Genomic DNA, 18,807 nt, shown 5'->3' with positions numbered 1-18,807 from the left:
CTCAACCACCGGTGGGGCGCGACCTGCTCAACCACCGGTGGGGGGGGCGACCTGCTCAACCACCGGTGGGGGGCGACCTGCTCAACCACCGGTGGGGGTCAGCTTGTGGGTGACCCACTCGTGGAACTCGGAGATGTGGTGCTCGGAGGGGACGAGGACGCCGCCGGCGGCGTACAGCTTGGAGGACATGGCGGGCTGGGTGCGCTCGCAGGCCTCGAAATCCTGCTGGTTGACGCGATGGAAGAGCTCGACGGAGGCGGTGACGTCGCGGCCGGACTCGACGACGTCGGGGAGATAGAGCCAGTCGCACTCGACGACCGTCCGGTCGGCGGCCATGGGGTACATGCGATGGAAGATCACGTGGTCGGGGACCAGGTTGACGAAGACCTGCGGCTTGACGGTGATCGCGTAGTACTTGCGGTCGCGGTCCTCCTCGAGACCCGGGATCACGCCGAAGCCCTCGGAGCCGTCGACGGTGAAGCCCGAGACGTCCTCGCCGAACTCGGCGCCGTGGTTGACGAAGTACTGCGCGGCGAGGCCGTCGGCGAACTCCGGGAGCACCTCGGTCAGCTCGGGGTGGATCGTCGCGCAGTGGTAGCACTCCATGAAGTTCTCGACGATGAGCTTCCAGTTGGCCGCGACGTCGTAGACGATCCGGCGGCCGACGGAGAGGTTCGCGACGTCGTACCCGGCGATGTTGTCGAGGGTGCCGAGCCGGTCGACGACCTCCTGCTGGACGGTCGCCTCGAACGACGGCGGGGCGTCGGCGAGCGAGACCCAGACGTAGCCCAGCCAGGTCCGCACGTGGACCCGGCGCAGGCCGTACTCGACGCGGTCGATGTCGGGCATCTTCGTCAGGTTGGGCGCGGCGATCAGCTTGCCGTCGAAGTCGTAGGTCCAGGCGTGGTACGGGCACTGGAACGACCGCGCGCGCTCGCCGGCGTCCTCGGTGCAGATCCGCGCGCCGCGGTGGCGGCAGACGTTGTAGAAGGCCCGCACCTCGCCCCGGCGGGACCGGCTGATCAGGATCGACTCGCGACCGACCTGGACAGTGCGGAACGAGCCCGGCTTCGGCAGGTCGCTCTCGCGGGCCGCACAGAACCACATGTCCTCGAAGATCCGCTCGCACTCGGCGTCGAAGACCGCCGGGTCGACGTACGCCGAGCCGGGCAGCGTCGGGATCAGGCTGGACCCGGTGACCGGCTCCTCGGTGGTGGTCATGCGAACTCCTGGACGGGCGTCGAGAGCTGTCGGCGGATCCGGCCGAACAGGCGGGGCTGGTTCATGCCGAGTACGGCGACCGGCATCTCGCCGCGCCGGTAGACGGCCAGCACGTCGCCGGTCTCGGGCGCGCCCGCCTCGACCGTGACGGTCTCGTCGCCGAGCCGGCGGCCCGCGAATTGGACCTGCACGCCGTACTGCTCGCTCCAGAAGTACGGCGCCGGCAGCGGGTCGTCCACGGGTCCGCCCAGGAGGGCGGCCACGGTGCGGGCGGGACGCTGGAGCGAGTCGGTCCAGTGCTCGATCCGGCGGCGGCCGGCGTACGACGGGTCGTACCAGGCGGCGACGTCGCCGACGGCCCAGATCCCGGGCGCGTCCGTGCTGCCGGCGGCGTCGCAGGCGACCCCGCCCGCCTCGATCGTCAGCCCGGATCCGGCCAGCCAGTCGGTCGCGGCGACCGAGCCGACGCCGACCACGACCACGTCGGCGGGCAGCACGCGACCGTCGGTGAGGACCACGCCCGACACCCGGCCCCGCCCGGTGAGGCCGGCGACGGGCACGCCGGTGAGCAGCGGGACGCCGTGGACGTCGTGCAGACGGGCGACCATCGCGCCGACCTCGACCCCGAGCGGACCGGCCAGCGGGGAGGGCGCGGCCTCGACCAGGGTGACGTCGAGCCCGAGGCCGCGGGCCGTCGAAGCGATCTCGGCGCCCACGAACCCGGCGCCCACCAGCACCAGTCGGGCACCGGGGAGCAGCTCGGACCGCAGGGCCAGCGCGTCGTCGAGGGTGCGCAGGGTGTGCACGCCGGCCAGCGGCGGACCGGGCAGCCGCCGGGCGTGCGAGCCGGTGGCGACGACCACGGCGTCACCCGGGACGAGGGCGCCGGAGGCCAGGGTCACCGTGCGGGTGCCGGGGTCGAGCGCGACGGCCCGCTCGCCGAGGCGCCAGTCGAGGGCGAGGTCGTCGTCGGTCTCCAGCGACAGGTCGTCGACCGCGAGGGTGCCGGCCAGGAAGCCCTTGGATAGCGGCGGCCGGTCGTAGGGCCGGTGCGGCTCATCGCCGATCACGGTGACGTCGCCGTCGTACCCGGCGGCGCGCAGCGCGCGAGCGGTGGCCAGCCCGGCCAGGGAGGCGCCGACGACCACCACTCGACGCGGGTCGGCCATCAGGACGCCTCGTAGGTGACGCCCGGAGGCAGGTGGGGGACGGCGTCGGAGAGCGCGACCCAGACCTCGCCGTCGCGGACCTCGACGGCGTGCGCCCGGACCGGCAGCTTGGCGGGTGGTGCGTCGACCGCCCCCGTGCGGAGGTCGAAGCGGGAGGCGTGCAGGGGGCACTCGACCCAGCAGTCCTCGAGCCACCCGTCGGCCAGCGAGGCGTCCTGGTGGGTGCAGGTGTCGTCGATCGCCAGGACCTCGTCGTCCTCGGTCCGGAAGACGGCGATCGGCGGGCTGACCGCGTCGATCCGCAGGCCCTCGCCCACCGGGACGTCGGCCAGGGCGCACACGTGCTGCATGGCTCGAGCGTGCGGCCGGGATCGGGGCGCTGTCAACGAGAACAACCAGATCCGTTGGACGATTTCACGCGGACGAAACAGTGCGGTGCGCACCGTGGTTGACCTGGGCAAACAGTCCCGGACCGCGATCTGCCGTAGTTCCACAATATGGAACTAATGATCTACGATGTGGGCATGAGCGGAACTCAGTCCGTCGACCGCGCTGCGGACCTGCTCCGCCTCGTCGTGCGGGCCGACGCGGCCCCGTCGTACTCCGAGCTGGTCGCGTCGAGCGGCCTGGCCCGCTCGACCGTCTCGCGGCTGCTCGGCGCGCTGGAGCGGGGCGGGCTGGTCGAGCGGGAGGGGGCGGGCTACCGCGGCGGTCGGCTGTTCGCCGACTACGCGGCTCGCTTCGACCGGGTCGAGGAGCTGGTCCGGGTCGCCCACGTCCACCTCGAGGACGTCGCGACGGCGACCGGCGAGACGGTCAACCTCGCGATCGCCCGGGGCAGCCGGGTGGTCCACGTCGACCAGGTCGACGCCCGCTACGTCCTCGGCTCGGTGAGCTGGGTGGGGGTGGAGGTGCCGAGCCACTGCTCGGCGCTCGGCAAGGTGCTGCTCGCCTGGGGCGCCGTACGACGACCCGCCGGCCGGCTCGAGGTCCGCACGCCGCGGTCGGTGGCCACCCACGCCGACCTCGACGCCGAGCTCGACCTCACCCGGGAGCGCGGTCACGCGCTCACCCGCGGCGAGCTCGAGGAGGGCCTCGACGGCGTCGCCGTCCCCGTGCGCGGGGTCGAGGGGGCGGTCGTCGCGGCGCTGGGCGTCTCCGGTCCGACCTTCCGGATCGGGGAGCGCCGTCCCGAGGTGGCCGCGCTGCTGCGGACCGCTGCGGCGGCGGTGGAGCGCGACCTGCGGGCCCGGCGCCGGTTCCTGGCGAAGAATCCGGTCGGGGACGGGAACAACCCGGCCGATCCCTCCGTTGGACCCAGTGAGCAAACTTGAGTTCACGAGACTCAACTTGTTTGCTCGACACGGCGAGGCCTTGCAAGATGGTCCGCTGAGTCTTCCCCGCAGTCTTCACACGGAGGTATCGAGAACATGGCACGTGCGGTCGGCATCGACCTCGGGACGACGAACAGCGTCGTCTCGGTCCTGGAGGGCGGAGAGCCCACCGTCATCGCGAACGCCGAGGGCGCTCGCACGACCCCGTCGGTCGTCGCCTTCGCCAAGTCGGGCGAGGTGCTCGTCGGCGAGGTGGCCAAGCGTCAGGCGGTCACCAACGTCGACCGGACCATCCGCTCCGTCAAGCGCCACATGGGCACCGACTGGAAGCAGAAGATCGACGACAAGGACTTCACCCCTCAGCAGATCAGCGCCTTCGTGCTGCAGAAGCTGAAGCGTGACGCGGAGGCCTACCTCGGCGAGACGGTCACCGACGCGGTGATCACCGTCCCGGCGTACTTCTCCGACGCCCAGCGCCAGGCCACCAAGGAGGCCGGCGAGATCGCGGGCCTCAACGTGAGCCGGATCGTCAACGAGCCGACCGCGGCAGCGCTGGCCTACGGCCTCGACAAGGGCGACGACCAGACCATCCTCGTCTTCGACCTCGGTGGCGGCACGTTCGACGTGTCCCTGCTCGAGATCGGCGAGGGCGTCGTCGAGGTGAAGGCCACCTCCGGTGACAACCACCTCGGTGGCGACGACTGGGACGCCCGGGTCGTCGACTGGATGATCAAGAAGTTCAAGGACAACAACGGCGTCGACCTCGGCGCCGACAAGATCGCCAAGCAGCGCCTCCAGGAGGCCGCGGAGAAGGCGAAGATCGAGCTGTCGTCGTCCTCCGAGACCACGATCCACCTGCCCTACATCACCCACGGCGAGTCCGGCCCGCTGCACTTCGAGGAGAAGCTCACCCGCAGCGAGTTCCAGAAGCTCACCGCGGACCTGCTCGACCGCACCAAGGCGCCGTTCCAGAGCGTGCTGAAGGACGGCGGCGTCGCGGTCTCCGCGATCGACCACGTCGTCCTGGTCGGCGGCTCCACCCGGATGCCGGCCGTGACCGAGGTCGTCAAGGAGCTGCTCGGCGGCAAGGAGCCCAACAAGGGCGTCAACCCCGACGAGGTCGTCGCCGTCGGCGCCGCGCTGCAGGCCGGTGTCCTCAAGGGCGAGGTCAAGGACGTGCTGCTCCTCGACGTCACCCCGCTGTCCCTCGGCATCGAGACCAAGGGCGGCGTGATGACCACGCTGATCGAGCGCAACACCACCATCCCCACCAAGCGGTCCGAGATCTTCACGACCGCCGACGACAACCAGCCGTCGGTCGAGATCAAGGTCGCCCAGGGCGAGCGCCAGATGTGGGGCCAGAACCAGCCCCTCGGCAACTTCGAGCTGACCGGCCTCCCGCCGGCCCCGCGCGGCGTGCCGAAGATCGAGGTCACCTTCGACATCGACGCCAACGGCATCGTCCAGGTCCACGCCAAGGACCAGGCCTCCGGCAAGGAGCAGTCGATGACGATCTCCGGCGGCTCCGCGCTGTCGAAGGACGACATCGACCGGATGGTCAAGGAGGCGGAGCAGTACGCCGAGGAGGACGCCCAGCGTCGCGCGGCGATCGAGACCCGCAACCAGGCCGACCAGCTCGTCTACACGACCGAGAAGTTCCTGGCCGACAACGCCGAGAAGATCCCGGAGGACGTCAAGACCGAGGTCCAGGCCGACGTCGACGCCCTGAAGGCGACCCTGGAGAACGCCGAGGCCTCGGCCGAGGAGCTCCAGGCCGGCGTCAGCAAGCTGGGCGAGTCGAGCCAGAAGATGGGCGCGGCCATGTACGCCGCGGCCGAGGCCGACTCCGCCGCGGCCGGCGGGGCGACCGGCGCGACCGGCGAGTCCGACGACGACGTCGTGGACGCCGAGATCGTCGACGAGACCCCGGCGGACGACACCACGGACGGTGAGCAGAAGTGACCGACTCGTCCCCGGACGAGTCGGTCACCCCCGAGCCGGAGGAGCAGGAGTCTGCTCCTCCGGCCGAGGGCCCGGCCGAGCCGGCTGAGCCCGAGGACGAGCTGGCCGTCGCGCAGCGCCACCTGGCGGAGCGCACCGACGACCTCCAGCGGCTGCAGGCCGAGTTCGTCAACTACAAGCGCCGGGTCGAGCGCGACCGCGACCTGATCAAGCAGAACGCGACGTACGCCGCGCTCGCGCCGATCACCGAGGTGCTCGACACGATCGACCGCGCGCGGGAGCACGCGCCGCTCGAGGACGGCTTCAAGACCGTCGCCGAGCAGCTCGAGCGCACCGTGGCGGCCGCCGGCCTGACCAAGTACGGCGCGCCCGGCGACGCCTTCGACCCGAGCCTGCACGAGGCGCTCAGCCACGTGGGCGAGGACCCGGAGGTCGAGGTGACCACCTGCAAGGTGATCGCCAAGGCCGGCTACCGGATCGGCGACCGCGTCGTGCGCGCGGCGCAGGTGCTGGTGGTCGACCCGCCCGCCGGGCCGACGGCCTGAGCGGGAGCGCCATGACGACACGAGGAGAGGGGGTGCGCGGATGAGCGACGACTTCCGGGCCGACTGGGCCCAGAAGGACTTCTACGCCGAGCTGGGTGTCAAGAAGGACGCCACGGCCGACGAGATCAAGAAGGCCTACCGCCGGCTGGCGCGCGCCAACCACCCCGACTCCAACCCGGGCGACACCGCCAAGCACGACAAGTTCAAGCAGGTCGCCGAGGCCTACGACGTCGTGGGCGACCCGGCCAAGCGCGCCAAGTACGACGAGTTCCGCTCGTCGTACGCCTCGGGCTCGGGGGGCTACCGCTACAGCGGTGGTGGCCCCGGGTTCGGTGGCGCCGGCACCGGCTTCAACCTCGACGACCTGCTCCGCGAGCGGGCCGGCGGGGCGCCGGGCGGTGGCTCCGGGGGCGGCTTCGGCGACATGTTCGGCGACCTCTTCGGGGGCGGCGGACGGCGCCAGCAGTCGCGCCGGGTCAAGAAGGGCCCCGACGTCGAGAGCACGGCGACGATCAGCTTCAACGACTCCCTCGAGGGCGTCACGATCGCGCTGCGGCTGACCTCCGACTCGGCCTGCACGGAGTGCAACGGCACCGGCGGCAAGCCCGGCACCAAGCCGCACGTCTGCCCGGAGTGCGAGGGGGCGGGCTACGTCGTCGCGTCGGTCGGCGGCGGGTTCTCGATGAACGAGACCTGCCCGACCTGCGGCGGTCGGCAGCTGGTCTACGACGACCCCTGCCCGGTCTGCCACGGCTCGGGGCGCGGCACCTCCGCGCGCACCATCCAGGCCCGGATCCCCGCGGGGGTCAAGGACGGGCAGCGGATCCGGCTGCGCGGCAAGGGCGGGGCCGGCGAGAACGGCGGTCCGGCGGGCGACCTCTACGTCACCGTCAAGGTCGGCCAGCACCGGGTCTTCAACCGCAAGGACGACAACCTCACCATCGACGTGCCCGTCTCCTTCGACGAGCTCGCGCTGGGCGCCGAGGTGAAGATCCCCACCCTGGGCGGCTCGCCGGTCACCCTGAAGATCCCGGCCGGCACCCCCAACGGGCGCACCTTCCGGGTGCGCGGCAAGGGGGCCAAGAAGGCCGACGGCACCACCGGTGACCTGCTGGCCACGGTCAACGTGCACGTCCCGGCCAACCTGCACGACCGGGCGCGGGCGGCCGTCGAGGCCTACCGCGACGCGATGGCCGGCACCCCGCTGCGCGCGAACCTCTTCGATCAGGCGGGGTCGTGATCCACGGGAGCAGGCGATGAGGCCCCGGCCGCCCTTCGAGGCGCCGGGGCCCGACGCCGCCGTGTTCGTGATCAGCGTGGCCGCAGAGCTGAGCGGGCTGCACCCGCAGACGCTGCGCACCTACGAGCGGATGGGTCTGATCACGCCCGGTCGCACCGGCGGCGGCGGTCGGCGCTACTCCCACCGCGACGTCGAGCGGCTCCGCGAGATCGCCGACCTGACGTCGTCCGGCATCGGCATCGAGGGCGTACGACGCATCCTCGACCTCGAGAACCGGATGGCCGCGCTGGCCTCCCGCAACGCCGAGCTCGTCGCCGAGCTCGAGGCGACCCGCGAGGCGCTGCGCCAGGCGCTCTCGGCCCGTCGTACGGACGCGCCGCCGAGCCGGCTGCCCGTGCTCCGTTCGCCCGACCCCGGCCAGTCACTGGTGGTCTGGCGCCGCGGGCGTCCCTGAGGAACCGTCCGTGCCCGGCGCGACGTCCACCAGGCATGCGCCGCCCGCTGATCGCCCTGCTCCTGGCCCTGCTAGGACTGGCAGCCGCGCCGTGCCCGTCGCCGCCGGATTGCGAGTCGTGCGCGTACGACGGACCGCCGGAGCGACCGCTCCGCGACGTCCGGCTGGAGCTGGTGCAGGGCGATCGGACCTGGCTGCTCGGCACCGCCGACGCCGGGACCGCGGCGGACGACCGGCTGGGCCAGGTCACCTGGACCTTCTGCCGGCCGACGTGCGGCCCGGGCCGGCGGTCCTGCGGGTCGACGGGGCCTGGCAGGCTTCCTCCGTGACCGACGTCCTCGACCTCCCGGTGGCGGAGTCGCTGCGCGACCGCCACGCCCACCTGGCCCGGCACCGGGGCCGCGTGAGCGGCTATCGCCCGGAGGTCGCCTCGTTCCTGACCCTGCCGCTCGACCCCACGCCCGACGACTGGGCCGACCTGGCCGCGCTCGTGGGGCCGGGCGAGGTGGCCGACCTCTACAGCCTGCCGGTCGTCGCGCCCGCCGGCTGGGAGCCGGTCTTCCACCTGCCGGGGCTGCAGCTGGTCGCGGGGCCGCTGCCCGCGCTCGGCGCGGGCCCCGAGGTGGTCGAGCTCGGCGCGGCCGACGTCCCCGAGATGCTGGAGCTGGCCGCCCGCACCCGCCCCGGCCCGTTCTGGGCGGAGACCCCGTCGATGGGCCGGTACGTCGGGGTCCGCGACGCCGGCGTGCTCGTCGCCATGGCGGGGGAGCGGCTGAGCCCGCCCGGCTGGACCGAGGTCAGCGCCGTCTGCACCGCCCCCGAGGCCCGCGGCCGCGGGCTGGCGGCCCGGCTGGTCACCGCCGTCGCCGACGGCATCCGCGCCCGTGGCGACGGCGTCTTCCTGCACGTCGTCTCGGCCAACACCACCGCGCTCGGCGTCTACGGGCGGCTCGGGTTCACCGTGCGTCGCGAAGTGGTCTTCCACGGCTACCGGGTGCCGACGGCCTGACCGGTCAGCTCCAGTGGTCCCGCGGGTCGACGTCCGGGTGCTCGGTCACCGTGCGCAGCAGGTCGGCGGCGGGACGGTCGTTGCCCCGGCTGGACGCGGCCAGCAGCGCCTCGTCGCCCTGCCCCGGCGTGAGCCCGGGCGGTACGACGAGCAGCCGCAGCACCCGCCGGTCGGACGTGGCCGTCGTGAGCAGCACCAGGTGGGTGTCGTCGCGGGGGAACGCGCCGGTCTTCACCCAGCCGCCCGCGACCTGCACCCGCCGCGGCGGGTTCTCCCAGTCCGGCGGCGAGTAGAGCACGCGCACGATCCGCGGCCGGCCCTCCGGGAAGTGGTCGACCAGGTCGGCCAGCTCGACGGCCAGGTCGCGGCTCTGCGGCCACCACCCGCCGTCGAGGGTGTCGCGGCTGCTCTCGTCGGCGAGGGCCACGCGGAGCGGCACGCGGGTGGTGGTGGTGGACGTCGTCATGACGGTCGCGCCTCTCGACCGGAACGCGCGCCCGGCGGGCGCAGCCTCGACGGTCTGTTCCTGCCAGCGTACGCCGGTCGTCGCCGTCGGGCCGGACGCGTCAGCGCAACGGCGCTACGACGGCGCGGCTCGCGCCGTCGCGGGTGATCTCGAACCGCACGCCCGCGGCCTGCTCGATCCAGTCCCGCACGTCGTCGAGGTCGATCCCGGCGGCCTCGGCGACGGCGGTGTCGGCGACCGGCGCGCCGGTCTCCTCCCACAGCCGTTCGGCGGCGGCCCAGACGAGCTCGCCCTGCGCGGTCTCGCGGTCCCGGGTCATGCCGCCCCGGTAACCATCACGAGGTCGCGCCGAACTGCTCCACGCGGATCGTGTCGCTGCGGACGCCCACCTCGCCGAGCAGGCGGGTGGCGAACGACGCGAAGCCGACCGAGCCGCAGACGTAGGCCCGCTCGGCGCCCTCGGCCAGCGGCGCCAGCTCGTCGGGCCAGGGCGGGTGCGCGACGCGGTCGCCGAGGTTCTCGCGGGTGAGGGCGAGGAAGGCGCCGTACTTCTCGAGCTCGGCGGCGTAGGGCAGGTCGTCGTACGTGCGGCCGACGGCGACGACGCGCAACGAGTCGGCGAGGCCGAGCCGCTTCGCGTAGCGGGCCATCGAGACGGCGGGTACGACGCCCGAGCCGCCCACGACGCAGATCGCCGGCTGCTCGCCGGTCCAGGTGAACCAGCCGCCGATCGGTCCGCGCAGCTCGAACTCGTCCCCGACCTCGGCGACGTCGTGCATGAACCCGGACACCTCCCCGTCGGGGAGGCACTCGATCATCAGCTCCAGCAGCGGGTCGTGCGGGTCCGACGCGATGGAGTAGGACCGCTGGGCGGTGTAGCCGTCGGGGGCGCGCAGCCGCAGGACGTAGTGCTGGCCGGGCCAGTGGTCGACCCGGCCCTCGACGTGGAAGCGCAGCCGGACCAGTCTGTCGGACGGGCGCTGGACGTCGATCAGCCGTCCGGTGGTCCACCCGCCAGCGGGGGCGGAGGAACTCACGGATCGCCCTGGTAGCGCTGCTCCAGCCACGGGTCGCCGCGGTCGTGGTAGCCGTTCTGCTCCCAGAACCCGGGCCGGTCCTTGGCCATCAGCTCCAGCCGGGTCACCCACTTGGCCGACTTCCAGAAGTACAGGTGGGGGACCAGCAGTCGGGCCGGGCCGCCGTGCTCGACGGGCAGCGGCTTCCCGTCGTACTCCCACACGACCCAGGCCTTGCCTCCGGTGACGTCGGCGAGCGGGAGGTTCGTGGTGTAGCCGGTGGTCGAGTGCGCCATGACGTACGCCGCCTCGGGCTGCGGGCCGGCGGCCTCGAGGAGCGCGTCGACGCTGACCCCGGCGAAGGTCACGTCGAACTTCGACCAGGTCGTCACGCAGTGGATGTCGCCGAAGTACGACGACCCGGGCAGCGCGTGCAGCTCGCGCCAGGACCAGGTGCGGGGCGTGTCGACGAGACCGTCGACGGTCATCGTCCACTGCTCGGGGACGAGATGCGGCGTGACCTCGGCGGTCAGCGTCGGCCAGCCCTGGCCGGTGTCGTACTGACCGGGCGGCAGTCGGTCGGCGCGCTCGCCGCGGTCGCGGCGCTTGCCGATGAATCCACGGGTGACGGGCACGGCCCCATTCTGCCCGACGGGTGTGTCGGGGAGGTGACGCGTCAGCGCCCGACGGCCGCCCGCAGCCGGATGCTGAACACCGACCCGCCGTAGGGACCGGGGGCGTAGGACACGCTCCCGGACTGCGCCTCGGCGAGGGTCCGGACGACGTGCAGGCCGAGCCCGGTGCCGGTCGCGACGGTGCCGTGCGCCCGCGCGAACTCGCGGAACAGCTGGTCGCGGAACTCCTCCGGGACGCCGTCGCCCTGGTCGACGACGTCGAGGCGGACGTGGTCGCCGTCCGGGTGGATCCGGACGCTGTACGGCGGCTGCCCGTACTTGTGGGCGTTGCCGATCAGGTTGCTGAGCATCTGCTCCAGCCGCAGCGGGTCGGCGCGCACGGCGCGCAGGTCCTCGACGCTGACCGCGACGTCGTACCGGTCGGCGATCACCGCCTCGACGGCCGCGCGCGGGTCGACGGTCTGGAGGTCGATGCGCAGGGTGCCGCGCTGGATCTGGGCCGCGGTGAGCAGGTCGGCGGTGATGCTGTCGAGGATCCGGGCCTGCCGGGCGACCGACTCCATCAGGCGCTGCCGCTGCTCGGGGTCGAGCTCGGACGACGACCAGCCGATGGTCTCGGCGATGCCGCAGATGACCGAGACCGGGCCGCGGATCTCGTGGGCGGTGGTGGCGATGGCCCGGCGCAGCAGCCCGACGTCGTCGGAGGCGGAGTCGAGGTAGACCATGACCGACCAGCCGGTACGGCGGATCGTGGCCCGGGCGGTCCCGCCGTCGAGGCGCACCTCGAACGAGGCGTCCGAGTCGAGCCGGTGGAAGGCGACCAGGGTCGCGAGCTCGGCGGAGGCGAGGCTGAGCGGGGTGCCGGGTGCGGCCCGCTTGGCCAGCTGCCGCTGGGCCGTGGCGTTGGCGTAGACGACCCGGAACAGCGGTTCGTCGGCGAGCTCGATGACGCCGTACGGCGCCATGCTGAGCGCCTCCCACGCCGACACGTGGGTGCCTTCCGCCTGGGCGCCGGCGGGCGCGGTGTCGGTCGGTCCGCTCTCGATCCGGGTCGCCTCCGGAGCGGACGGGGCGGACGGGGCGGACGGGGCGGCGGCCTCGGCCTCCGGGACGACGGCGAGCGTCGGCGGCACCTGCGGGTCGACGCCGATCGCGAGGTCGCGGACGTAGTCGAGGATCGTGGAGAGCGAGGTGCCCTTCTGGACGTAGCCGTCGGCGCCGGCGGCCAGGGCCCGGGCCGACATCTGGGTGGCGCCGAACCCGGACAGCACCACGATGGTCGCCTTCGGCACCAGGCGCCGGATGCTCGGCAGCGCCTCCAGCCCGTCCATGACCGGCATCGACAGGTCGAGCAGCACCAGGTCGGGGCGGAGCTCGCGGACGATCTCGATGCCCTGCCGGCCGTCGCCGGCCTCGGCGACGACGTCGAAGCCGCCGCGGGTGAGGGCGAAGCGGAGCAGCTCGCGCAGGTCCTCGGTGTCGTCGACGATGACGGTGCGCAGCGCCTTGGGGCTCGGGACGGCGCTCACGGGACCGCCCTGTCGGTGGGCGGACCGGTGGGCGGGTCCTCGGGCTCGGTCATCGCCGGGGTGCTGCGCCGCAGGTCGACGTCGAACGGCGAGTTGCCGAGCAGGTCGGTGATGATCCGGCTCGCCGAGTCGATCGAGGTGGCCAGGGCCTCACGGGCCTTGGTCGGCTGCTCGAGGTCGAGGGCCATCTTGGCGACCACCAGCCCCTGCAGGACGCTGTCGTTCAGCTCCAGGGCCTGCTGCTCGCGCAGCCGCAGGTCCTGGAAGAGCTGGGCACCCTCCATCAGCGAGGCGTAGGTGCGCCGCAGCGTCCAGTAGTAGACGCCGATCGCGGCGCCGAAGATGTCGGAGATCGCCATCGGCCAGGTCCACGCGATCTTCATCGCCTCGCCGGCCGTGCCGCCCACCAGCATGTGGATGGTGTGGGCGCCGTGGTGGACCGCGCAGGAGAAGAAGATCGCGGCGGTCGCGCCGCCGAGGGGGTTGGTGCGCAGCTGTCCGCTGCGAGCCAGCGGGACCACGATCGAGATCGAGATCAACAGGTACGCGACCATGATGATGCCGTTGGCCACCAGGCCGATCTGCCAGCTCATCCCCGGGCCTCCGGTCCGTGTGGTGTGGTCATGACGACGCTCCGCTGAAGGTCAGGACGAGCAGCGCGAAGGCCGAGCCGCCGAGGAGGACGAGGGCGGACGTGCTCCACGTCTGCCAGGGAGCCACGCGATCCTCGACGGGACCGTGGGCCAGCCGGGCCAGGCACCCGCCGACGACGAGCAGTTCCCAGGCGGCGCACGCGAGGTCCCACGGCCCGAACGGCTCCACCCCGTGGACCCCCGGCATACCGACGGTGCGCGAGGCCAGCCAGATCAGGAGCACCACGACGTTGCCGACGACGCCGAGGACGAGCAGCGGCTCGGTGCTGCGGCGCAGCACGAGCGCGGACCAGGCGAGCTGGGCGGTCGCGCAGAGCAGGAAGAAGCCGCCGATGGCGAACCCGCCGGCCAGGTGGGCGGGGGCGACGGCCGCGTGCACGCCGGCGGCGGCCGCGCTCGCGACCACGGCGACCGGGAGGTCGCTCCGGCCTCCGCGCGCGGGCGACACCGGGGCCGGGCGGGGACCGGGCGCGACGGTGGCCAGGGTCCCGGTGGCGATCCGGCTGCGCAGGTCGGCGACCCGGACCGCGTGCTCGTCGTACGCCGGGGCCGGGACGGGACGCAGCCGGGCGACCAGGGCCGGGGCGAGGAGCGCGCTGATGCCCACGAGCCCGCCCACGATCAGGCCGTAGTGGACCCCGTGGGCGAGTGCGCTCGCGCTGATCACCGACATCGCGGTCATCTCAATCCTTCCCCCTAGGGCTCGAGGGTAAGGAAGGGTGGGCCACCACGGGAAGAATCGCCCGAAATCCGCCAAACTTGAGCGGAACAGACTCAACTTGTGGTGCGTTGATCCCGATGGCGGGGGAGACTGCCCCGCCGGAGCATTCGCGAGACCAGTCACCGACCAGGCACAGACCAGGAGACGACGCACATGAGCCAGTTCGGCGCCGACAAGTTCACCACGCGCAGCCGCGAGGCGATCGAGGCCGCCCAGCTCGCCGCGACGACGGCGGGCAACTCCACCGTGGAGCCCATCCACCTGCTGGTGACCCTGCTGCTCCAGGAGGGCGGGACGACCGCCTCCCTGGTGACCAAGGCCGGGGCCGACCCCGCCGCGCTGGTCCGCGCGGCCGCCGCCCAGCGCGACACCCTCCCGAAGGCCAGCGGGTCGAGCGTGCAGACGCCCAAGGCGTCCCCGGCCCTGACCCGGGTGCTCGCCGGCGCGCTCGACCTCGCCAACGGCATGAACGACGAGTACGTCGCCACCGAGCACCTGTTCATCTCGCTGGCGACCGTCGAGAGCGCCGCCCAGAAGGTGCTGGCCGACGCCGGCCTGAGCGCCGACGGCCTGCGGGAGAGCCTGAGCGCGGTGCGCGGCAACCGCCGCGTGACCAGCCAGGACGCGGAGTCGACGTACGAGGCGCTGGAGAAGTACTCCGTCGACCTGACCGCCTCCGCCGAGGAGGGTCGGCTCGACCCGGTCATCGGCCGCGACTCCGAGATCCGGCGCGTGATCCAGGTGCTGAGCCGGCGCACCAAGAACAACCCGGTCCTGATCGGCGAGCCCGGCGTCGGCAAGACCGCCGTCGTCGAGGGGCTCGCCCAGCGCGTGGTGGACGGCGACGTCCCCGACTCCCTGAAGGGCCGCCGGGTGCTCAGTCTCGACCTGGCCGCGATGGTGGCCGGCGCGAAGTACCGCGGCGAGTTCGAGGAGCGGCTGAAGTCGGTGCTCGACGAGATCAAGGAGGCCGAGGGTCGGGTCATCACCTTCATCGACGAGCTGCACACCGTCGTCGGCGCGGGCGCCGGCGGCGACTCGGCGATGGACGCCGGCAACATGCTCAAGCCGATGCTGGCCCGCGGCGAGCTGCACATGATCGGCGCGACCACCCTCGACGAGTACCGCGAGCGGATCGAGAAGGACCCGGCGCTGGAGCGCCGCTTCCAGCAGGTCTTCGTCGGCGAGCCCAGCGTCGAGGACACCATCCAGATCCTGCGGGGCATCCAGGAGAAGTACGAGGCCCACCACGGCGTGCGGATCACCGATGCCGCGCTGGTCGCCGCCGCCACGCTCTCCGACCGCTACATCACCGGCCGCCAGCTGCCCGACAAGGCCATCGACCTGGTCGACGAGGCCGCCTCGCGGCTGCGCATGGAGATCGAGTCCTCCCCGGAGGAGATCGACCAGCTCCGCCGCCAGGTCGAGCGGATGAAGATGGAGGAGTTCGCCCTGGGTCGCGAGAGCGACGCCGCCTCCCAGGCCCGGCTCGCCGACCTGCGCGCGGACCTCGCCGACAAGGAGGAGGACCTGCGCGGCCTCGAGGCCCGCTGGGAGCGGGAGAAGTCCTCGCTCGAGGGCGAGGGCGAGCTGCGCCGCCAGCTCGACCAGCTGCGCATCGAGGCCGAGCGGCTGCAGCGCGACGGCGACTTCGAGAAGGCCAGCGAGCTGCTCTACGGCCGGATCCCCGAGCTCGAGGGGCGGATCACGAAGGCCTCCGACGCCGAGACCGTGGAGACCGACGAGGCGCCCCTGGTGGGCGAGGAGGTCGGCGCCCAGCAGGTCGCCGAGGTCGTCGAGGCCTGGACCGGCATCCCGACCGGCCGGATGCTCGAGGGCGAGACCGCCAAGCTGCTGAAGATGGAGGACGTGCTCGGCGAGCGGCTGATCGGCCAGCGGGCCGCGGTCACCGCCGTCAGTGACGCCGTACGACGCTCGCGCGCGGGCATCGCCGACCCGAACCGACCGACCGGCTCCTTCCTGTTCCTCGGCCCCACCGGCACCGGCAAGACCGAGCTGGCCAAGTCGCTGGCCGACTTCCTCTTCGACGACGAGCGGGCCATCGTCCGCATCGACATGAGCGAGTACTCCGAGAAGCACTCGGTCGCCCGCCTGGTCGGGGCCCCTCCCGGCTACGTCGGGTACGACGAGGGCGGCCAGCTCACCGAGGCGGTCCGCCGCCGGCCGTACTCCGTGGTCCTGCTCGACGAGGTGGAGAAGGCGCACCCGGAGGTCTTCGACATCCTGCTGCAGGTGCTCGACGACGGCCGGCTGACCGACGGCCAGGGTCGCACGGTCGACTTCCGCAACACGATCCTGATCCTGACCAGCAACCTCGGCTCGAACTTCCTCGTCGACCCGACCCTGGACCCCGAGACCAAGCGGTCGTCGGTGATGTCGGTGGTCCGCTCGACCTTCAAGCCCGAGTTCCTCAACCGGCTCGACGAGGTCGTCACCTTCGACGCGCTGACGCCCGAGGAGCTGACCCACATCGTCGACCTGCAGCTGGCGCTGCTGGAGAAGCGGCTGGCGGTCCGCCGGATCACGATCACGGTCGCCGACGAGGCCAAGCGCTGGCTGGCCGAGACCGGCTACGACCCGGCGTACGGCGCCCGGCCGCTGCGCCGGCTGATCCAGACCTCGATCGGGGACGCTCTGGCCAAGCTGCTGATCGCCGGCGAGGTCGGCGACGGGGCCGCGGTCCACGTCGACGTCGCCGAGGGCGGCGGGCTGGTGCTCCGCGGGAGCTGATCGGGCTCACGCCGATCGTCGACGTGCCCGGGTGGGCCCCGGGTCGCGCCTGCGCGCGGCCCGGGGCCCACGCCTCTCGCCCGTGACCGGGCCTCTGGTGGAATGTGCGACATGAGCTCCCCGATCCGTCCCCGTCAGGCCACCTTCGCGGCGGGCCTGATCATCGGCGGATCGGTGCTGCTGGTGCTCTCCGCCTTCGACTCGCTCTCCGGCCTGCAGTCGCTGGAGATGCGGGACGCGGCCGAGGAGTTCCTCTCCCGGCCCTTCGGCGACGGCCTCGGCATCGACGTCGACGGCGTCCTGGGCCTGCTGCGGGTGCTGACGATGATCGCCGCCGCCACCGCCACGGCGATGGCGGTCCTGGGCGTCTACGTCCTCCAGCGCTCCCGGCCGGCCCGGTTGGCCCTCTCGGTGCTGGCGCCGGTGCTGGCCGTCACCGGACTGGTGTCCGGCGGGATCTTCGCGCCGGTGGTCACCGTCGCCGTCGTGATGCTGTGGCTCCAGCCCGCCCGCGACTGGTTCGACGGGATCGAGCGGCGTCCTGAGCCCGAGCGGGCGCCGGACCGGAAGCCGTCGGCCGTCTGGCCGCCGCCGACCCCGCCGGCCCCGCCGGCCGGCCCGGTCGCTCCGCCGTCCTCGTCCGAGCCGCGGGCCTACCCCGGCTTCGGCGCCGCGCCCCAGCCCGGCGTTCCCCCGCAGGCGCCCCAGCCGGGTGCGCCCGCGCCGTACCCGACCTACGGGGCACCCCAGCCCGGGCCGTACGGCGCTCCGAGGCCGCCCGCCTCTGCGCGGCCCCCGGCCGTCCTCTGGGCCTGCGTGGTGGCCTGGTCGCTGTCCGGCCTGGTCGCGGCGATGATGCTGATGACCGCGATCGTCGTCGGCCTGGCGCCCGACCTGGTGCTCGAGGAGGTCCGCCGGCGGGACGCGAGCCTGGCCGACGAGCTCACCGACGACCGGCTGGCCGCCACGGCGGTCGTCGCGGTGCTCCTGGTGGTCTGGAGCGTGGCCGCGTCGGTGGTCACCTGGTTCGCCTTCCGGCGAGCACGGTGGGGTCAGATGGCCCTGCTGGTCTCGGCCGGTGGGGCCGGCGCGGTCTGCCTCCTCGGCGTCGCCGTCGGCAGCCTCCCCCTCGTGCTCCCGCTGGCCGGCTGCGTCGCGGCCTTCGCCCTGCTGATGCGGCCGGAAGTGCGCGCCTGGTACGCCGGGCGTGGAACCATCTGACCCATGAGCGACCAGCAGCCTCCCTGGGGCCCGCCGCCCTCGGACAACCCCTACGGCCAGCAGCCCCCGGCCAACCCCTACGGCCAGCAGCCCCCGGCCAACCCCTACGGCCAGCAGCCCCCGGCTGCGCCGTACAGCCAGCCCTACGGCGCGCCGTACGGCGGCCCGACCCGTGACCCCGACAAGCGTCCCGGCACCGTCACGGCGGCCGGGATCGTGACGATCGTGTTGTCCGCGCTGAGCCTGCTCCTCTACGCCGGCCTCGCCGTCGCCACCCTCGTGGCCCGCGACGACATGGTGGACGCGATCGAGGACGAGCTGAGCTCCAGCCAGCGCGAGAGTCTCTCGGGCGACGACCTGGCCACCTTCGTCACGGTCGTGTTCGTGATCTTCGCCGTGTGGTGCCTGATCGCCGTCCTGCTCGGCATCTTCTCGATGCGGCGCTCCAACGTGGCCCGGATCCTGCTGGTGGTCTCGTCGGTGATGACCGCCCTGATCAGCCTGCTCGCGATCACCTCCGGGGTCAGCGCGCTGACCCTGATCGCCGGCGTCGCGGTGGTCGTGCTGCTGTTCACCGGTGGGGCCAACGACTGGTACGCCCGCCGCGGTCGGCAGCCGGCGCTGCCGACGGGCACCACCCAGCCCTGGGGCTGAGCGCCCCCCACCCCCACGTACGGCCCGCCCGGTCCTCGGACCCGGCGGGCCGTCGTCGTACCCGGCCGGGATCGGCTGGTGTCAAGAGTCGTCTTGCCGGTCTGGACCGATCGCGGCCGGCCGGTGGTGGACCCGTCGCCGACGGTTCATGTGGACGCCCTGTGGATTCCGCCCCGGAGCGGTTGCCTACGGAGCGGGTGACGACGGGCAGGTCTCGGAACCGTCGT

Annotated in this window: 20 protein-coding genes; 10 read left to right on the top strand and 10 right to left on the bottom strand. The window is 73.0% G+C overall.

Annotated features, from left to right (window positions below; translation table 11 throughout):
* Positions 1 to 81 precede the first annotated feature (81 nt).
* From V7S47_RS13370 to V7S47_RS13360, 3 genes are read right to left on the bottom strand one after another with little or no spacing between them, the layout of a single operon-like run.
* Positions 82 to 1,221, bottom strand: a complete 1,140-nt coding sequence (locus tag V7S47_RS13370) for an aromatic ring-hydroxylating oxygenase subunit alpha (protein WP_336562007.1) — start codon at positions 1,219 to 1,221, stop codon at positions 82 to 84.
* The gene (locus tag V7S47_RS13365; protein WP_336562006.1) at positions 1,218 to 2,390 is read right to left on the bottom strand and encodes an NAD(P)/FAD-dependent oxidoreductase; all 1,173 of its coding nucleotides are present in this window, start codon (positions 2,388 to 2,390) and stop codon (positions 1,218 to 1,220) included. The genes V7S47_RS13370 and V7S47_RS13365 overlap by 4 nt, the downstream gene beginning before the upstream one ends.
* Positions 2,390 to 2,740, bottom strand: coding sequence for a bifunctional 3-phenylpropionate/cinnamic acid dioxygenase ferredoxin subunit (locus V7S47_RS13360; protein WP_336562005.1), 351 nt, complete (start codon positions 2,738 to 2,740; stop codon positions 2,390 to 2,392). Before V7S47_RS13360 ends, V7S47_RS13365 begins: the two co-directional genes overlap by 1 nt.
* A gap of 174 nt (positions 2,741 to 2,914) precedes the next feature.
* On the opposite strand from V7S47_RS13360, the gene V7S47_RS13355 reads away from it, so the two are divergent.
* The 7 genes from V7S47_RS13355 to V7S47_RS13325 all read left to right on the top strand — a co-directional run bounded on the left by V7S47_RS13355 (position 2,915) and on the right by V7S47_RS13325 (position 8,934).
* Positions 2,915 to 3,724 (top strand): IclR family transcriptional regulator, encoded by an 810-nt coding sequence (locus V7S47_RS13355; RefSeq protein WP_336562004.1) that lies wholly within the window; start codon positions 2,915 to 2,917, stop codon positions 3,722 to 3,724.
* Positions 3,725 to 3,820: 96 nt separating this feature from the next.
* On the top strand, positions 3,821 to 5,686 hold the full coding sequence (dnaK, locus tag V7S47_RS13350; protein ID WP_090859959.1) for a molecular chaperone DnaK: 1,866 nt from the start codon (positions 3,821 to 3,823) through the stop codon (positions 5,684 to 5,686).
* A complete protein-coding gene (grpE, locus tag V7S47_RS13345; RefSeq protein WP_090859957.1) occupies positions 5,683 to 6,231 on the top strand; it encodes a nucleotide exchange factor GrpE in 549 nt (182 codons plus the stop codon). The genes dnaK and grpE overlap by 4 nt, the downstream gene beginning before the upstream one ends.
* 40 nt (positions 6,232 to 6,271) lie before the next feature.
* Entirely contained in the window at positions 6,272 to 7,471 is a 1,200-nt protein-coding gene (dnaJ, locus tag V7S47_RS13340) for a molecular chaperone DnaJ (protein WP_336562003.1), read from the top strand.
* 16 nt (positions 7,472 to 7,487) lie between these two features.
* Positions 7,488 to 7,925, top strand: a complete 438-nt coding sequence (locus tag V7S47_RS13335) for a heat shock protein transcriptional repressor HspR (protein WP_336562002.1) — start codon at positions 7,488 to 7,490, stop codon at positions 7,923 to 7,925.
* A gap of 35 nt (positions 7,926 to 7,960) precedes the next feature.
* Entirely contained in the window at positions 7,961 to 8,254 is a 294-nt protein-coding gene (locus tag V7S47_RS13330) for a hypothetical protein (protein ID WP_336562001.1), read from the top strand.
* Positions 8,251 to 8,934 (top strand): GNAT family N-acetyltransferase, encoded by a 684-nt coding sequence (locus V7S47_RS13325; RefSeq protein WP_336562000.1) that lies wholly within the window; start codon positions 8,251 to 8,253, stop codon positions 8,932 to 8,934. The genes V7S47_RS13330 and V7S47_RS13325 overlap by 4 nt, the downstream gene beginning before the upstream one ends.
* Before the next feature lie 4 nt (positions 8,935 to 8,938).
* On the opposite strand, the gene V7S47_RS13320 is transcribed toward V7S47_RS13325, so the two are convergent.
* From V7S47_RS13320 to V7S47_RS13290, 7 genes are all read right to left on the bottom strand, one after another.
* The gene (locus V7S47_RS13320; protein ID WP_336561999.1) at positions 8,939 to 9,400 is read right to left on the bottom strand and encodes a DUF5994 family protein; all 462 of its coding nucleotides are present in this window, start codon (positions 9,398 to 9,400) and stop codon (positions 8,939 to 8,941) included.
* Positions 9,401 to 9,500: 100 nt separating this feature from the next.
* Complete coding sequence (locus V7S47_RS13315) at positions 9,501 to 9,719, bottom strand: hypothetical protein (RefSeq protein ID WP_336561998.1); 219 nt, start codon at positions 9,717 to 9,719, stop codon at positions 9,501 to 9,503.
* A 16-nt stretch (positions 9,720 to 9,735) separates the two neighbouring features.
* Positions 9,736 to 10,437, bottom strand: a complete 702-nt coding sequence (locus V7S47_RS13310) for an FAD-binding oxidoreductase (protein ID WP_336561997.1) — start codon at positions 10,435 to 10,437, stop codon at positions 9,736 to 9,738.
* A complete protein-coding gene (locus V7S47_RS13305) occupies positions 10,434 to 11,051 on the bottom strand; it encodes a sulfite oxidase-like oxidoreductase (RefSeq protein ID WP_336561996.1) in 618 nt (205 codons plus the stop codon). The genes V7S47_RS13310 and V7S47_RS13305 overlap by 4 nt, the downstream gene beginning before the upstream one ends.
* Positions 11,052 to 11,092: 41 nt before the next feature.
* A complete protein-coding gene (locus tag V7S47_RS13300) occupies positions 11,093 to 12,580 on the bottom strand; it encodes a hybrid sensor histidine kinase/response regulator (RefSeq protein ID WP_336561995.1) in 1,488 nt (495 codons plus the stop codon).
* Positions 12,577 to 13,173, bottom strand: coding sequence for a hypothetical protein (locus V7S47_RS13295; protein ID WP_336561994.1), 597 nt, complete (start codon positions 13,171 to 13,173; stop codon positions 12,577 to 12,579). The genes V7S47_RS13300 and V7S47_RS13295 overlap by 4 nt, the downstream gene beginning before the upstream one ends.
* 28 nt (positions 13,174 to 13,201) lie before the next feature.
* Positions 13,202 to 13,915, bottom strand: coding sequence for a hypothetical protein (locus V7S47_RS13290; RefSeq protein ID WP_336561993.1), 714 nt, complete (start codon positions 13,913 to 13,915; stop codon positions 13,202 to 13,204).
* A 192-nt stretch (positions 13,916 to 14,107) separates the two neighbouring features.
* Between V7S47_RS13290 and clpB the strand changes: the two genes are divergently transcribed.
* The 3 genes from clpB to V7S47_RS13275 all read left to right on the top strand — a co-directional run bounded on the left by clpB (position 14,108) and on the right by V7S47_RS13275 (position 18,580).
* Positions 14,108 to 16,705, top strand: coding sequence for an ATP-dependent chaperone ClpB (clpB, locus tag V7S47_RS13285; protein WP_336561992.1), 2,598 nt, complete (start codon positions 14,108 to 14,110; stop codon positions 16,703 to 16,705).
* Between the two features lie 111 nt (positions 16,706 to 16,816).
* Positions 16,817 to 17,926, top strand: a complete 1,110-nt coding sequence (locus V7S47_RS13280; protein WP_336561991.1) for a hypothetical protein — start codon at positions 16,817 to 16,819, stop codon at positions 17,924 to 17,926.
* Between the two features lie 3 nt (positions 17,927 to 17,929).
* A complete protein-coding gene (locus V7S47_RS13275; RefSeq protein WP_336561990.1) occupies positions 17,930 to 18,580 on the top strand; it encodes a hypothetical protein in 651 nt (216 codons plus the stop codon).
* Positions 18,581 to 18,807 lie beyond the last annotated feature (227 nt).

The sequence above is a fragment of the Nocardioides sp. CCNWLW216 genome (assembly GCF_037120545.1).
GTDB lineage: Bacteria > Actinomycetota > Actinomycetes > Propionibacteriales > Nocardioidaceae > Nocardioides > Nocardioides lianchengensis.
This window is presented reverse-complemented; position numbering and strand designations above follow the sequence as displayed.